14 protein-coding genes are annotated in these 14,817 nt (G+C 65.6%); 3 read left to right on the forward strand and 11 right to left on the reverse strand.

Annotated elements, in window-relative coordinates:
* From VIM61_15955 to VIM61_15965, 3 genes are all read right to left on the reverse strand, one after another.
* Positions 1 to 1,242, reverse strand: a 1,242-nt coding sequence (locus VIM61_15955) for a PDZ domain-containing protein (GenBank protein ID HEY8901907.1), incomplete at its 3' end; no start/stop codon positions are given.
* 117 nt (positions 1,243 to 1,359) lie between these two features.
* Positions 1,360 to 1,743 (reverse strand): hypothetical protein, encoded by a 384-nt coding sequence (locus VIM61_15960; GenBank protein ID HEY8901908.1) that lies wholly within the window; start codon positions 1,741 to 1,743, stop codon positions 1,360 to 1,362.
* Between the two features lie 63 nt (positions 1,744 to 1,806).
* Positions 1,807 to 2,175 carry a helix-turn-helix domain-containing protein gene (locus VIM61_15965; protein ID HEY8901909.1) on the reverse strand — a complete coding sequence of 123 codons (369 nt, stop codon included), beginning with the start codon at positions 2,173 to 2,175 and terminating at the stop codon, positions 1,807 to 1,809.
* A gap of 91 nt (positions 2,176 to 2,266) precedes the next feature.
* Between VIM61_15965 and VIM61_15970 the strand changes: the two genes are divergently transcribed.
* The 3 genes from VIM61_15970 (at position 2,267) to VIM61_15980 (ending at position 6,410) form a co-directional block, all read left to right on the forward strand.
* The gene (locus tag VIM61_15970; GenBank protein ID HEY8901910.1) at positions 2,267 to 3,340 is read left to right on the forward strand and encodes a trypsin-like peptidase domain-containing protein; all 1,074 of its coding nucleotides are present in this window, start codon (positions 2,267 to 2,269) and stop codon (positions 3,338 to 3,340) included.
* A 17-nt stretch (positions 3,341 to 3,357) separates the two neighbouring features.
* Positions 3,358 to 3,690: a thioredoxin gene (trxA, locus tag VIM61_15975; GenBank protein HEY8901911.1), complete on the forward strand. Its 333-nt coding sequence runs from the start codon at positions 3,358 to 3,360 to the stop codon at positions 3,688 to 3,690.
* A gap of 113 nt (positions 3,691 to 3,803) precedes the next feature.
* Entirely contained in the window at positions 3,804 to 6,410 is a 2,607-nt protein-coding gene (locus VIM61_15980; protein ID HEY8901912.1) for a GDSL-type esterase/lipase family protein, read from the forward strand.
* A gap of 135 nt (positions 6,411 to 6,545) precedes the next feature.
* On the opposite strand, the gene VIM61_15985 is transcribed toward VIM61_15980, so the two are convergent.
* The 8 genes from VIM61_15985 to VIM61_16020 all read right to left on the reverse strand — a co-directional run bounded on the left by VIM61_15985 (position 6,546) and on the right by VIM61_16020 (position 14,816).
* Positions 6,546 to 8,339 (reverse strand): L-fucose isomerase, encoded by a 1,794-nt coding sequence (locus VIM61_15985; GenBank protein HEY8901913.1) that lies wholly within the window; start codon positions 8,337 to 8,339, stop codon positions 6,546 to 6,548.
* 13 nt (positions 8,340 to 8,352) lie between these two features.
* Positions 8,353 to 8,745 (reverse strand): RbsD/FucU family protein, encoded by a 393-nt coding sequence (locus VIM61_15990; protein HEY8901914.1) that lies wholly within the window; start codon positions 8,743 to 8,745, stop codon positions 8,353 to 8,355.
* Positions 8,746 to 8,763: 18 nt separating this feature from the next.
* Entirely contained in the window at positions 8,764 to 9,531 is a 768-nt protein-coding gene (locus VIM61_15995) for a class II aldolase/adducin family protein (protein ID HEY8901915.1), read from the reverse strand.
* Positions 9,532 to 9,533: 2 nt separating this feature from the next.
* Positions 9,534 to 10,556 carry a zinc-binding alcohol dehydrogenase family protein gene (locus VIM61_16000; GenBank protein HEY8901916.1) on the reverse strand — a complete coding sequence of 341 codons (1,023 nt, stop codon included), beginning with the start codon at positions 10,554 to 10,556 and terminating at the stop codon, positions 9,534 to 9,536.
* 148 nt (positions 10,557 to 10,704) lie between these two features.
* Positions 10,705 to 11,517, reverse strand: coding sequence for an SDR family oxidoreductase (locus VIM61_16005; protein ID HEY8901917.1), 813 nt, complete (start codon positions 11,515 to 11,517; stop codon positions 10,705 to 10,707).
* 5 nt (positions 11,518 to 11,522) lie between these two features.
* Positions 11,523 to 12,899: a sugar MFS transporter gene (locus VIM61_16010; GenBank protein HEY8901918.1), complete on the reverse strand. Its 1,377-nt coding sequence runs from the start codon at positions 12,897 to 12,899 to the stop codon at positions 11,523 to 11,525.
* Positions 12,900 to 12,918: 19 nt separating this feature from the next.
* Entirely contained in the window at positions 12,919 to 14,163 is a 1,245-nt protein-coding gene (locus VIM61_16015; protein HEY8901919.1) for a tagaturonate epimerase family protein, read from the reverse strand.
* Positions 14,160 to 14,816: a cyclase family protein gene (locus tag VIM61_16020; protein ID HEY8901920.1), complete on the reverse strand. Its 657-nt coding sequence runs from the start codon at positions 14,814 to 14,816 to the stop codon at positions 14,160 to 14,162. The genes VIM61_16015 and VIM61_16020 overlap by 4 nt, the downstream gene beginning before the upstream one ends.
* Position 14,817: the final 1 nt, after the last annotated feature.

Below are 14,817 nucleotides of genomic sequence, written 5' to 3' on the forward strand. Positions count from 1 at the left end.
GAAGAGCACCGCGGTGAGCGTGTCCCACATCGTCGTGGCGCTGCCGACGACCTGCTGGACGGGATTCGGATGCACACGGTCGAGGCGGCCGTCGGCGTCCCATTGGATGCCGCCGAGGTTCCAGAGAATGCCCACGCGGTAGGCGGTGTCGCCCTCGGGCACCTGCGGACGCAGCGTGACGTCGAAGGACTTGCCGGCCCGGTCGACCGTGAGGGAAATCGGCGCGCCGGCGCTCTTCTGGACGAGGGCGCTGAAGCTCGTGAGGTCGCGCACGGGCTGGCCGTTTGCGGCGGTGATGACGTCGTCCTTCTGCAGGCCGGCGGCGAGGGCCGGGCTGTCCTTCGATACGGTGCCGACGCGGGCTGCGAGCGGCGGGAGCTGCTTCTCGAGCAACTGGCCATTACGATCGATCGTGACGGGAACGGGCGCTGGCGAGGATTTCAGAAGATCCTCGAGCTGGAACAGGCCGAGGACGGGCTGCCCATCGGCCTTCACGATGAAATCTCCGGCCTCGAAGCCGGCGGCGGCTTCCGCGCTGCCCGGCAGCACGCGGGCGATACGCGGTGTGATCGCAGGCGCAATGCCGATGGAGCGGAGGCTGGTGCGGCCCCAGCCGTTGCGAGCCGGAGCGATGGGCTCGATGTCGGCGGTGGTGACTTTTCCGTCGCGCTCGTAGCGAACCGGAATGAGCGGCGCTTCGCTGCGGACGACGTTCCAGACGATGCTACCGCGGCCGTTGCCGGCGGGGCTGAATTGCGAGACGGGCGCGCCGTTGACCGAGAGGATCGTGTCGCCGGCGCGCAGGCCGGCCTTCGCGGCGGGGCCGTCGGGCAGCACGTAGCCGATCTTCGTGGTCATCTCGCCTTCGCCGATCGGGCGGCCGACCACCCAGACGATGGTGGCGATGAGGACGGCGAGCAGGAAGCTGAAGAGGGGGCCGGCGGCGGCGACAATGATCTTGTCGATCGGCTTCACGGGCGGAAGCTTTGAGCGGTCGGTCTCGACCTCGCCTTCCATGATCTCCATCGGGGCGAGTTGCGGGATGGCGACGAAGCCGCCGGCGGGAATCGAGCCGAGGCGGTATTCCACGCCATTGATGGTCTTCTTCCAGATCGGCTTGCCGAACCAGATCGCGAACTTCTCCACGACGAGACCACGCCAGCGAGCAGCGAGAAAATGGCCCAGTTCGTGGACCAGAATCATCAGGTTGAAAATGAGGATGACCTCAACGGCGATGAACAAAAATTTAAGGATGTCGGCGACCATGGATGGCGGACGTGGAGCTACAGCATGGCAGGGGACGGTGCAAAATCAAATGCTCGGAGGCCGATTCTTTGCCGGGCTCCGCGACCGGGGACGTCAGGCGGGTTCGTCGCTCAGCAGCCAGTCGATGGCGGGCTGCCGGGCGGCAAAGACGCGCGTCGGCACCGCGTGGAGGGCGGTGATGGCGACCGCGTGGGAGCGGTTCTGGTCCATCGGGGATGGAGCGAAGAAGGCCACGCGTTCCGTGGTCACGCTGCCGATCTCGTGGAGGTCGTAAAAGAGGTAGTCGTCGGGTGTCGCGTAGTCGTTCACCCGGTTCACGAGGGCGCGAAGGCGGGTGACTCCGCATTTTTCGAGAATGGCCGCGACCTCATCGATCTCGGTTTTCGAAATCTGGCGGTGTTCGCGGACGACCCATTCCACAAATCCCCGGGCATCGTGAAATACGGTGAGGACGTCGCTCCGGTAAATCATGCTCATGCCGAGGTGGCAGAAGTTAATCTGGGCGCGGCCTCGAAGGGAAGCTGACGATTTGGGGGCGAGTCAGCGATTGCGGGCACGGGCGGCCTCGAGCTCGGGGAGATGCTTCTCGGCCCAGACGCAGATCGCCTCCAACGGCTCGATGAGACTGCGACCGAGGGGCGTGAGGGCATATTCGACCTTCGGCGGAACGACCGGGTGCACCGTGCGCGTCACCAGTCCATCGTTTTCCAGGCTGCGCAGCGTCTGGGTGAGCATCTTCTGCGAGACGCCGGAAATCTGGCGCTGGATTTCGCTGTGACGCTTCGTGCCATCGGCCAGCGTATGGATGATGAGGGCCGTCCACTTGTCGGCGATGCGATCGAGCACCTCGCGCGAGCGGCAGGCGGGATTCATCACCGAAGGGGCGGGGGGCTTGCGGCGGGAGTTCATGGGAACCAAAAGGTGCGTATGATACCGAAATGTGGGTAATTGACGTAATTGGAAGTTAAGCGGATTGTGCCCTCACCGAAAGGATTAATCGATGAGAATCAACCAGGAGTTCCAAGGGCCGAGGGGAGCAGATCTGCTGCCCGTGCGGCATGAAGGCGTGGCGGCCTCGGGCGATCGGCGCTCGTCACCCGTCGACGACGCGTCGTTGCTCGACAGCTATTCGCAGGCCGTCATGAACGCCGTGGAAAAGGTCGCGCCCTCGGTGGTGAACATCGAGATCCGGCAGGTCGTGAACGACGGTCGGCGCTCCCGTGAGGCCGGCGGCAGCGGTTCGGGCTTCGTCATTGCGCGCGACGGTTTCATTCTCACGAACAGCCACGTCGTGCATGGCGCAAGCCGCATCGACGTCTCGCTCTCCGACGGTCGGCACTACCCGGCCGCGCTCATCGGCGACGATCCCGACACGGATCTGGCCGTCATTCGCATCGACGCGCCGAGTCTCACCCACGCGGAGCTTGGCGAGTCCGCGGCGGTGCGCGTCGGGCAGCTCGCCATCGCCATCGGCAATCCCTTTGGTTTCCAGGCCACCGTCACGGCGGGCGTCGTGAGCGCCCTTGGGCGCTCGCTGCGCGCGCAGTCCGGCCGCATGATCGACAATGTGCTCCAGACCGACGCGGCGCTGAACCCCGGCAACTCCGGCGGTCCGCTCGTGGATTCGCGGGGCGTGGTGATCGGCGTGAACACCGCCATCATCCGGCCGGCGCAGGGCATTTGCTTCGCCACCGCCATCGACACGGCGAAGTTCATTGCGGGCTGGCTGATCAAGGAAGGCAAATTCCGCCGGGCCTACATCGGCGTGGGCGGGCAGGACGTGCCGCTGCACCGCCGGGTGGTCCTCTTTCACAAGCTGCCCGTGGAGACCGGCGTGCTGGTGGTCTCGATCGAGCCGGGCAGCCCGGCGGAAGCCGCGGGTCTGGTGATCGGCGACGTCATTGTCGGCTACAACGAGCACCCGGTCGCGAGCATCGCCGATTTGCACAAGCTGCTGCTCGGCCGCGAAATCGGCGTGCCGGCGCGGCTCACGATCTCCCGCCATACCCAGAAACTCTTGCTCCCGATCACGCCGCGGGAGTCCGCGCCGTCGCCGGAACCGGCGGCCCGCTGAACGAACCTCTGCCAATCATGAATCCATCCGAACCACTCAATATCGATGAAGCCAGCTTCGACCGCGCGGTCCTCCAGTCGCCCATCCCGGTGCTGGTCGACTTCTGGGCGCCCTGGTGCGGCCCCTGCAAGATGATCGCACCCCTGCTCGACGAGATTGCCCGGGAAAACTCCGGCGCGATCCGCGTGGCCAAGGTCAACGTCGACGACCACCCCGCCCTCGCGGCGAAGTTCGGCGTGCGGTCCATTCCCACGCTGCTGGTCTTTGCCGACGGCGCGTTGAAGGACACGATCGTCGGGCTCACCAGCAAGCAGACGCTCCTGGGCAGGGTCGCCGCAGTCGCGGCCTGATTTCGACAGCCGGCTTCCTCCTCGTGACGAACCGTCTCAGCAAGACCACTGGCCAGGTGAGCACCTTGGGCGGTGGACTCCACGAGGCGTTCCTGCGATAAGCTTTCGCCGGTATGGCGACGCCGTTTTTCACCCGGTCGCGTGCGGCCGGGCTCGCCGTGTTGGCGCTGTTCGTGCAGGCCGTCGCGGCCTCGCCGACGCTTTGGATCATCGGCGACTCGACCGTGAAGAACGGCGTGAAAGGCCCGCGCGGCTGGGGCGAAGAGATTGCGGAGTTTTTTGATCCCGCGAAAATCCGGATTCAAAACCGCGCGCTCGGCGGACGCAGCAGCCGGACCTACCTCACCGAGGGCCTGTGGGAGCAGGTGCGAGCGCAATTGAGGCCGGGGGACTTCGTGCTGATGCAGTTTGGACACAACGACGGCGGAAACGTGGAGAAGGATATCTCTCCCGGCCGCCCGCCGCGCGCGTCGCTGCGGGGTAATGGCGAGGAAACGGTGATCACGGGCGCGCCGGGGAAGCGTGAGACGGTGCACACCTACGGCTGGTATCTGCGGAAGTTTATCGCGGACACGAAGGCCGCCGGTGCGCTGCCGATCGTCCTGTCGATGGTCCCGCGGAACGACTGGAAGGACGCGAAGGTGATCCGTGTGACGGACAGCTATGGAAAATGGGCCGCGGAGGCCGCGCGGCAGGGCGGCGCGGAGTTCATCGATCTCAACCGGATCGTTGCGGATCGCTACGACCAGCTCGGCGCGGGGAAGGTGAAGGCTTTTTTTCCGGACGAACACACGCACACCAACCGGGAGGGCGCGAAATTCAACGTGGCGTGCGTGGTGCAAGGCATCCGCGAGGCGAAGGATTGTCCGCTATCCGCCACGCTCCGGCCGCCGGGGCAGCCGCGGGTGATGGAAAATCTCGGGCGCGGCGTGGTCGCGATTCACCAGAGCGACGGACATGTCTTCGTGAACTGGCGATTGCTCGCCACGGATCCGGACGGCACGGCGTTCAACGTGTATCGCGCGGCTGGCGATGACGCGCCGGTGCGGCTCAACGACGCGCCCCTCACGCGGCAAACCTGTTTCACGGACACCGCTCCGCAGTTTGCCCGGGAGAGCGCGTATTTCGTGCGGCCGGTTATCGACGGCGTGGAGGGCAGGGAAAAGGGAGTCTTTCGATTGCCGGCGAATTCGCCCGCCCGCCCGTATCTCTCCGTGCCATTGCAGACGCCGCCTGGCTACACGCCGAATGACGCGTCGGTCGGCGACCTCAACGGCGACGGGGAATACGAGATCGTTCTCCACCAGGCCGGCCGCAGCCATGACAACTCGCAGCCCGGCGTGACCGATCCTCCGATCCTCCAGGCTTACAAGCTGGATGGCACGCTGCTCTGGACGGTTCACCTCGGCAAAAACATTCGCGAGGGCGCGCACTACACGCAGTTCATCGTCTACGATCTCGACGGCGATGGCCGTGCGGAGGTCGCCTGCAAGACGGCCGACGGCACGATCGACGGACAGGGGAAGGTCATCGGCGACGCAAAGGCGGATTACCGGAACGCCGACGGCTACGTTCTCTCCGGGCCGGAATTTCTCACGATTTTCGACGGACGCACTGGCGCCGCGCTCGCGACCACGAACTACATCCCGCCGCGGCATCCGGGGAATCCGCTTCATCCGACGGCCGACGAATTGAAGGCAGAGTGGGGTGATGGCTACGGGAACCGCTGCGACCGCTTCCTCGCTTGCGTCGCCTATCTCGACGGGGTGCGCCCCAGCCTCGTGATGGGTCGCGGCTACTACACGCGCACGGCGTTGACGGCCTGGAACTGGCGCGGCGGGCGGCTCAGCCGCGTCTGGACTTTCGACAGCAGCGAGGGGCCGGAGGAAAACCGGAAGTTTGCGGGGCAGGGAAACCACAATCTTTCCATCGCGGATGTGGACGGCGACGGCAGGGACGAGATCGTCTACGGCGGAATGTGCATCGATGACGACGGCAGGGGGCTCTATTCGACGGGGCTGGGCCACGGCGACGCGCTTCACGTCACCGATCTCGATCCCGGCCGGCCGGGGCTGGAGGTTTTCCGAATCCAGGAGCGGTTCGACGACGCAGGGGCGCACATGTTCGACGCGAAGACGGGCCGGATCCTCTGGAAAAAACCCTCGCTTGCGAAGGGCCCCGACGGCGAAGGGCCGGCGCGGGGGCTCGCGGCGGACATCGACCCGAGCCACGAGGGAGCCGAGTGCTGGGTCTTGGGCGCGGGTATCACGGGCCTGTTTGACTGCAAGGGCAACGTGATTTCCGACAAGGCGCCGCCGACCTGCAATTTCGCCGTCTGGTGGGATGGCGACCTGCTCCGCGAGCTGCTGGACAAAAACTGGATCGCCAAGTGGAACCCGCGCACGAAAGCCCTGGACACGTTGCTCACCGCGGAAGGATGCGCCTCGAACAACGGCACGAAGGCCACGCCCTGCCTCAGCGCGGACATTCTCGGCGACTGGCGCGAGGAGGTCGTCTGGCGGAGCGCGGACAACAAGGAGCTGCGCATTTATACGACGACCATTCCGACGAATTACCGCCTGCCCACTCTCATGCAGGATCCGCAATACCGGCTCGGCGTCGCGTGGCAGAACGTCGGCTACAACCAGCCGCCGCACCCGAGCTATTATCTGGGCGAAGGCATGGCAAAGCCGCCGCGCCCGCAGATCGCGACACCGTAACCCCGGCCGATAGCCTCAGCAGGCGGTGACGCCTTTTTTGAGGATGATGTTGCCGTATTTAACAGGAGGAAACGGAGGTAAGGGAGAGTGGAAATTGCCGTCCTCCGTTCTCTCGGTTTCCTCCTGTGCAAAAATTTACGCGCGGCCGTAGAGCGGGCCGAAGTTCGCGCAGGCGCGGAAGTCGGCGGACTCGGGCTCGGCGGTGCCGAAGGCGTTCCACGCGGCGGGGCGGAAGACCTGCTCGCCGGGGACGTTGTGCATGTAGACCGGGATGCGGAGCATCGAGGCGAGGGCGATGAGGTCCGCGCCGATGTGGCCGTAGCTGAGCGAGCAGTGGTTCGCGCCCCAGGCGTTCATCACGGAATAGACGTCGCGGAACGCGCCCTGGCCGGTCGTGCGCGGGACGAACCACGTGGTCGGCCACGTGGGATTCGTGCGCTCGTCGAGCGCGGCGTGGACCTCCTCGGGCAGCTCGACGGTCTCGCCTTCCGCGATTTGCAGGGCGGGCCCGAGGCCCTTGACGAGGTTGAGCCGGCAAATGGTCGTCGGCATGCCGCCGCGGGTGCGGTAGCGCGTGGACCAGCCGCCGCCGGGGAAGTATTCGGTGATGGACGGGTGCCACGTCGTCGCGCCGAGGCATTTTTGCACCTCGTCGTCGGAGATTTCCCAGAAGGGCTTCATCGCGGGCTGCCCGTCGAGCGACTGCTGGCCGGTGCCGTCGAGCGCGGCGGGGCCGGAGTTGATGAGGTGGAGGAAGCCGCCCGCGGCCGCGCCGGTGAGCGCGTGGCCGGTGACGCGCTGCACGGCGTCGGGGCTCCAGTAGGTGCGCACGTCGGCGAAGATTTGCGCGGTGTTCGTGAGGAGGTGGCCGAAGAGCATGGACGCGGCGTTGAGGGCGTCGTTCTCGGTGGCGACCATGTAGGGCGCGCGTTTGCCGTTCCAGTCGAACGAGCTCGTGAGGATGGCCTCGAGGAAGTCGCCGTTCGGGAAATGGTCGGTCCACTGGCGCTGGCCCTGGAAGCCGCCGGCGAGCGCGTAGTGGCCCTGGGCTTCCTCGCCGAAGCCGGCCTCGGCGAGTTTCGGATTGCCGACCATGAGGTCGCGGGCGATGAGCGCCATCTTCACGCAGGTCTCCCACTCGGCATCGAGCGTGGCGCGGCTGCGCGTGGTCGCGGGGGAGTTGTAATCCTTGCCCTCGGGGCAGTTCGCCTTCACCCAGGCGAGGGCTTTTTCGTATTCGGCCTTGTCGTAGATGCCGCGCTCCATGCGGCGGACGAACTCGGTCATGTCCACGCTCTCGACGCGCATGCCGAGCCAGTTCTCGAAGAACGCGGGATCGACGACGGAGCCGGCGATGCCCATGGAGGTGCCGCCCATCGCGAGGTAGGCGCGGCCGCGCATGGTGGCGACGGCGAGGCCGGCGCGGGCGAAGCGAAGGAGCTTCTCCTGGACATCGGCGGGGATTTCCTGGGTGCCGCCGTCCTGCACGTCGCGGCCGTAGATGCCGAAGGCGGGCAGGCCCTTCTGCGCGTGGCCGGCGAGCACGGCGGCGAGATAGACCGCGCCGGGGCGCTCGGTGCCGTTGAAGCCCCAGACGGCTTTCGGAATCGTCGGGTCCATGTCCATCGTCTCGGAGCCGTAGCACCAGCAGGGCGTGACGGTGAGCGAGACGCCGACGCCGGCGCGGGCGAATTTCTCGGCGCAGGCCGCGGCCTCGGCGACGCCGCCGATGCAGGTGTCGGCGATCACGCACTCGACGGGCTGGCCGTTCGGATGGCGGAGGGTGGAGGTGAGGAGGCTCGCGACGGATTTCGCGAGGTTCATCGTCTGGTCTTCAAGCGATTCGCGCACGCCGCCAAGGCGGCCGTCGATCGTGGGGCGGATACCGATTTTCGGGAGAGATCCGATCGGGAAGGGAAGGGAATTCATGATGGGAAGGAGATCAGGCGGAGACGAGGATCATGTTCGCGTAGGGCGTGGTGTCGCCGGTGCGGATGAGACCGATGGCTGCGGGCACGCGCTTCTTGAAGACGGCCTCGTGCGGCTCGTGCGTGACGGGGATGCCGGCGAACGCGGTGGCAAAGGCGGATCTTACGGTGTCGGAATTGTGCGCGAGGAATTCCTCGGCCATGTAGGCCTGGCCGACGACGAAGTTCCGGCGGACGGCTTCCAGCGTTTGCAGCACGGTGGGGACGTCGTCTACGAGCGAGATGTCCACGGTTTCGATCTGCGGCCAGAAGGGAAAACCGCGATCGGAGATGACGAGCATGTTCGTGTGGCGAACGCGGCTGAGGAGGGAGTTGATCTGGGGATTGAGGATGCCGGTTTTGAGCATGTTCGGGGATTGGTGAGATTACAGCTTCAATGCGCGCTGGCGGTAGTGCTCGTCGATGCGATTGGCGATGCGATGCACGTCTTCATCGGAGAGAAAGACGGGCCCGCCGAGCGCGACGGCGCCGGCGAAGATCCGCGCCGCCTTGTCGGTCATGAGCATGGCCGCCTTCACGGCATTGGCCGAGCCGCCGAGCGTGATCAGGCCGTGATTCTCGAGCAGGATGGCGCGCGGCGCCGTGCCGAATTTCTCGAGAAATTCCGTGACTCCGCGGCGAATGGCCTGGGAGAGGCGCAGGCCGGGATCGGTGTAGGGCACGAGCACCGAGGCGGGTCCGCAGCAGACGATCTCGTCGGGGAAGAGCCGGCGCGTGGCGAAGTCGCGCGCATGCGGCGAGCAAAGGATCTGGTTGACGCTGATCGGATGCGTGTGCCCGACGAACTCGATGCCAGGCAGCGAGAGCAGATAGGCGTGAAAGAGCGCCTCGACGGAGGGCTTTTTCGCCGCCGGATCGACGCGACAGCCGAAGAGTTCGTCCTCGATCTGCTGGTCGGTGAGGTCGTCGCGCTCGAGCATCGCGAGCAACGGCGCGAGGCGGCATTCGACGACATCGGCTGCGGACATCGTGCCGAGGCTGCTGCCGCTGGCCTTTACGAGGAACGTTTCCTCGCCGAGCCGCGTGGAGGTGTTGCCCTCGCCGAGGATCGCCAGGGCGCGGGACTCGGCGCCAAGCTCATGGGAGAGCGCGATGAGGGAGGCGAGGCGTTCGGAATCGACAGGTTGGCTCATTTTCAACATTCGATCATGGCTTTGAGCACACCGGTCTCGGGCTTAACCCAGCTCGGGAATTGCTCCGGCACGGTGTCGAACGGCGCGCGGTGCGTGATCCAGGGCGCCGTGTCGATGCGGCCCGATTCGACGAGCTCGATGATGCGGGGGAAATCGGCGCTGCGAGCATTGCGGCTGCCCATGAGCGTGAGTTCGCGCTTGTGGAAGTTTGGGTCGTTGAAGGTGACGTCGCCCTGGAAGAGGCCGACAAAAACGAGCCGTCCGCCGTGCGCGGGGTAATTGAATGACGCCATCATTGAGCGCGAATTTCCCGTTGCGTCGAAGACGGCCGTCGGCAGGTCGCCGTTCGTGAGCTTCTCGAGCTCGGCGACCACATCGGGAACGGTCGCGTTCAGGGTGTGCGCGACGCCGAGCGTGTCGCGGCAGAATTGCAGGCGCGCGTCGTTGACATCCATCGCGATCACGATTGCGCCGGCGGCCTGCGCGAACTGGATCGCCGCGAGCCCGATCGGTCCCGTGCCGATCACGAGCACGATCTCGCCGGCTTCGATCTGGGCTCGGTCCACGGCGTGCGCGCCGATGCCGAGCGTCTCGATGAGGGCGAGCTGGTCGAGCGTGAGTTTTTTCGAGGAGTGGAGCTTCGCGGCGGGGACGACGATGCGCTCGCGGTGGCCGCCGTCGGCGTGGACGCCGAGGACCCGGAGGTTCGTGCAGCAGTTACCCTTGCCGCGTCGGCAGGCGATGCATTTTCCGCAGTTCAGATACGGCTCGACGGTGCAACGGTCGCCGGGAGCGACGTTCGTGACGTCGGGGGCGACCGCAACCACCTCGACGCCGAGTTCGTGGCCGAGGATGCGCGGATACGAGAAGAACGGCTGCTTGCCGTTGAACGCGTGGATGTCCGTGCCGCAGACGCCGATGCGGCGCACCTGCACGAGGGCATGGCCCGCGGGCGGCTGGGCGTCAGGTTCGGGCGTGTCGCCAAGGATGAGCTTTCCAGGTTCTTCGAGCGTCAGCGTTTTCATGGGTCAGAGTTGTCAAGCGGGATGGACGATGATTTCGGGAGACGGGAGAGAGTTTTCGGCGACGAATGCTTCGGCCGGTTCTTCGAGCGTTGCGAAGGGATTGTCGAGCAAGGGGGGCTGCCTGTCGAACGGATCGACAGGGCAGGCATCAGATCGTTTGGGAAAGAAATCCGCCGTCGACCCGCAGGTCGATCCCGGTGACGAAGCTGCTCGCGCCAGAGCAGGCGAGGAAGACGGCGGCGCCGATCAGCTCGTGCGATTCGCCGAAACGCGCCATCGGGGTATGACCAAGGATCGACTGGGCGCGCGGCGTGGGCGTGCCGTCGGGGTTGTAGAGAAGGGCCCGGTTTTGCTCCGCGGGGAAGAAGCCGGGGGTGATCGAGTTCACGCGCACGCCGGCCGTCGCCCATTCGCGCGCGAGGAATTTCGTGAGGTTGAGCACGGCGGCCTTGGCGGCGGAGTAGGTCACTACGCGACTGAGCGGCAGATGGGCGGAGACGCTGGCGATGTTGATGATGCTGCCCTTGCCTCGACGGCACATGGCGGGGCCAAACTCCTGGCAGGGCAGTAGCGCGCCGCCCGCGAGATTGAGAGCGAGGTTCTCGTTCCAATCCGCGAGCTCGATGTCCTCGAATTTTCGCTCGGTGGTGACGGTGACCTTCGGGTCGTTGCCGCCGGCGGCGTTCACGAGGATCGTGGGGGCGCCCAGGGCCGCCTCGATCTCCTTGTGCGCGGCGGCGAGGCTGGCCTTGTCCGCCGCGTCGCAGGGGAAGAACTGCGCGCGGCCCTGTTTCCCCGAGATTCGTGCCACGCGTTCTTCGCCTCGTTCGCGGCCACGCCCGAGCACGGCAACCGTAGCTCCAGAATCCGCGAGGCCCTCGGCAATGGCGCCGCCGAGGACGCCGGTGCCGCCGAGGACGACGGCGATTTCGTCGGTGAGGTCGAAGATCGAGTGTGCCATGGCTTCTAGGATTTCGCGACGAGGCGGGGATAGATCAGGCCGTAAACACCGACATAAAGCAGGCATACGAGCGGGACGATGTATCCGATGGCGATGTTGCCGCCTGCCGAGGCGATGACCTTGCCCATGATGAGGGGGATCACCGCGCCGCCGACGATGGACATGACGAGCGCGGAGGAGGCCATCTTCGTTTGCGCGCCGAGGTCGCGAATCGCCAGCGCGAAAATGGTGGGGAACATGATCGAGAGGAAGAGGAATGTCGCAACGAGGAAGTAGCCGGAGATCGGCAGGCCCTGGACGACGACGAGCAGCAGCAGGGAGCTGGCGAAGGCGCACGTGGCGAGCACGCGGCTCGGCGAGAATATGCGCAGGATCGCCGATCCCGAGAACCGCCCGATTGCAAAGCACAGCATGCCTGCGCTCACCATGAAGCTGGCGCTCTGGTCGATGGTGGGCGTCTTCGAATAAAGGCTGCTCAGCGGGCCGGCTAGAATCGGCAGCACCGTGTCGTTCAGGATCGTATGCGAGTGCTCGATGAGGTAGTTCACCATCATCGCGCCGATGCACGTCTGCGCGGCGACGTAGAAGAATTGCGCGAGCACGCCGAGGGTGAAGTGCGGCTTCGCGAAGAGGGACTTCTCGCCATTTTGCGCCCCGTAGTGACCGAGGCCTTCCTTCGCCTCGGCGGCGGCCACCGTGGCAGGGTCGGAGTTTCCGGCATCCATCGGCTCGATGGCGTGCGGGTCCACTTCGCCGTCGCCCTCGGGCAGACGCAGAAACGAGAAGATGACGAAGATCACCGCGACGAAGCTGCCCAGCACGATGTAGGGGAAGAGGAGCGTGTCGAAATTCGGCGTGCCGCTCGCTTCTTCGTGCGAGACTTTGAACATCAAGAGTCCGCCGACCATCGGGCCGAGGATCCAGCCCACGGCGTTGAACGACTGGCTGAGCACGAGGCGCGAGCTCGCCGTCTCTTTCGGGCCAAGGATCGTGATGTAGGGATTCGCCGCGGTTTCGAGGCAGGCGAGGCCGCAGAAAAGAATGAAGAGCGCGGTGAGAAACGCCCAGAACGTGCCGAAGACGTTGCCTGCCGGGATGAACAGAAACGATCCCATCGCGACGAGTCCGAGGCCGATGAGGATGCCGCCCTTGTAGCCGAAGCGCCGCACGAGCAGCCCCGCCGGGATCGCCATGAGGAAATACCCCATGTAGGTCACGAACTGGATGTAAGTCGATTGGCTGACCGGGACGTGGAGGATGTTCTGGAAGTGCTTGTTCAGCACGTCGAGCATCGCGTGGCAGAATCCCCAAAGGAAAAAGAGGATCGTGACGAGGGCGAACGCGAAGCCAACGCTGCGCGATTGTGAGGAGGGAGTGGACATGATGGGGAGGGGGAGAGGGTTAGCCGAAGATCGGTTTGATGTGGCGTTCGAGCAGGTTGTGGGTGACGTTGCGCGCGATGATTGCCTCGTTTGCCGCGAGGGCGTCGGTGTAGCGGGTCTTCATCTCGGCAGCGACCTTGAAGCCGACGTGGATGAGCTGGCGGAAGTCGGCGTTGTAGTCGGGGCAGGCCTGCTCGTGGCGCAGGGTGGCGGCATATTTTTCGGAGCTCCAGCCGGCGACTTCCTCCGGCGTGGGGAGGCGGTCTTTTTGAATGTCGATGACGGTCGCGTAGGGACCGGTGAGTTCGTCGAAGCGGCCGTAGGCGCCAGCATAGACGTCCTTCGCGATGGCGAGCGCGTCGCCGCCGGACTCGGCGAGGCCGATGACTTCCTCGAGCCAGGTGGTGCCGGCGGTTTTCACGTGCAGGCCGGCATCGTGCTTTTTGACGAGGCGATTGATGATGGGGTAGAGCGAGAATTTGTCGCTGCCGGAGTGAACGCTGAGCTTGAGCGTGGCGGGCAGGTTGAACTCGCGGATGGAAAATGCGATGACGCAGAGGTCTTCGTCGAATTCCTTCTCGAACTGCGCGAGATCGCCAACGTAATCGACGCCTTTGTTGAAGCGGCCGGTGAACTTCGGCGCGATGGTCTGCGCGGGCACCCCCTCTCCGGCCAGCATGGCGAGGATGAGGAAGAGTTCGACGGGCGTCTGTGGCGTGTCGGTCTCGTCTACGGAGACTTCGGTGATGAAATTCTCCGCGCCTTTTTTCTCCGCAATGTGGCGGTAGATGGCGCCGGCCTCCTGCGCGGCGAGGAGGAATTTTTCCGCGGTGGCGCGCACGATTTCCTCGGTGAGCGTGAAGGGCTGCGCGATGCCGGGGATGGCGAGGGCGCCGAGGTATTTGCGCGTGCTTTCGATGAACTTCGCGAGGGACTCCTCGGAGGCGGGCTTGCCGGTGAAATCGGCGACGTCGAGCGTATAGAAGTCGCTCGCGGCGATGAAGGCGTCCACGGTCTTGAGGCCGATGTGGTCGGCATCGACGTAGTAGGCTTCCGTCCAGCCGAGCGCGGTGACCGCGGCGTCGGCCTCGGCGCGGAGATCGTCGGGCCGGCTCTTGACGATGGTGTGCTCGCGGTTGGATTTGTTCCAGGTGGGATGGACCTCGAGTCCCAGCTTGCGCGCTTCGACGATGGCCTGGAGCTGGGCGCGGCCCTGATGGGCGAAGCGATCTCCGGAGCCGAACGTGTATTTTTGGATCTTCATGGAATCTGGATGAAAACGGCGCGGCAGGGCGAGCCGGAGAGGCCGGGCACCAGCAGCGGGAGGGCCTGGAAGATGGCGCCCTCGGCGGCCTCGCGCCAGCCGTCGCGGAAGCAGAGATCCTCGACGACCCAGATGCCTGCGCCAAGAACGATCTCGTGCGTGCGGGTGTTGTCGGGATCGCGGCTGCCGCCGATGGAATAGTGGTCGATGCCGATGCCTTTCACGCCCCGGGCGACGAGCCACTCCGCGCCCTCGGGAGAGAGGTAGGGCGAGTGGTAGTGCCATTCCTCGGTCTTCGCGCGGCGATGACCCCAGCCGGTGTTCAGGAGGACGATCTTGCCGGCGAGGTCGTCGGGCAGGGCGGACGCAAGCGCGGCGCGATCGATGGCGTGATCGGGGCCGATGCCGGCAAGATCGGCGACGTGAGCGGGGCCGGTGAAGGTCTCGAGCGGGAAAGCGTCGATGCTCGCGCCGTTGGCGAGCTTGTGGAGCGGGGCGTCGAGGTGCGTGCCGGTGTGCGAGGCGAAATGGAAGACTTCCATGCGCCAGCCATCGGCGGGATGGTCGGCGATGCGCGGGAGTTGCACGGGCGGATGGACCGGGCAGTTAGGTGCGCCGTCGGCGAGGGGCTGGGAGAGGTCAAAGATGCGCATG

It is taken from the genome of Chthoniobacterales bacterium, assembly GCA_036569045.1.
Taxonomy (GTDB): domain Bacteria; phylum Verrucomicrobiota; class Verrucomicrobiia; order Chthoniobacterales; family JAATET01; genus JAATET01.

Coding starts and splice junctions, on each gene's coding strand:
- VIM61_15960 (HEY8901908.1), bottom strand. CDS start 1,743: ATGAGCATGATTTACCGGAGCGACGTCCTCACCGTATTTCACGATGCC.
- VIM61_15965 (HEY8901909.1), bottom strand. CDS start 2,175: ATGAACTCCCGCCGCAAGCCCCCCGCCCCTTCGGTGATGAATCCCGCC.
- VIM61_15970 (HEY8901910.1), top strand. CDS start 2,267: ATGAGAATCAACCAGGAGTTCCAAGGGCCGAGGGGAGCAGATCTGCTG.
- trxA (HEY8901911.1), top strand. CDS start 3,358: ATGAATCCATCCGAACCACTCAATATCGATGAAGCCAGCTTCGACCGC.
- VIM61_15980 (HEY8901912.1), top strand. CDS start 3,804: ATGGCGACGCCGTTTTTCACCCGGTCGCGTGCGGCCGGGCTCGCCGTG.
- VIM61_15985 (HEY8901913.1), bottom strand. CDS start 8,339: ATGAATTCCCTTCCCTTCCCGATCGGATCTCTCCCGAAAATCGGTATC.
- VIM61_15990 (HEY8901914.1), bottom strand. CDS start 8,745: ATGCTCAAAACCGGCATCCTCAATCCCCAGATCAACTCCCTCCTCAGC.
- VIM61_15995 (HEY8901915.1), bottom strand. CDS start 9,531: ATGAGCCAACCTGTCGATTCCGAACGCCTCGCCTCCCTCATCGCGCTC.
- VIM61_16000 (HEY8901916.1), bottom strand. CDS start 10,556: ATGAAAACGCTGACGCTCGAAGAACCTGGAAAGCTCATCCTTGGCGAC.
- VIM61_16005 (HEY8901917.1), bottom strand. CDS start 11,517: ATGGCACACTCGATCTTCGACCTCACCGACGAAATCGCCGTCGTCCTC.
- VIM61_16010 (HEY8901918.1), bottom strand. CDS start 12,899: ATGTCCACTCCCTCCTCACAATCGCGCAGCGTTGGCTTCGCGTTCGCC.
- VIM61_16015 (HEY8901919.1), bottom strand. CDS start 14,163: ATGAAGATCCAAAAATACACGTTCGGCTCCGGAGATCGCTTCGCCCAT.
- VIM61_16020 (HEY8901920.1), bottom strand. CDS start 14,816: ATGCGCATCTTTGACCTCTCCCAGCCCCTCGCCGACGGCGCACCTAAC.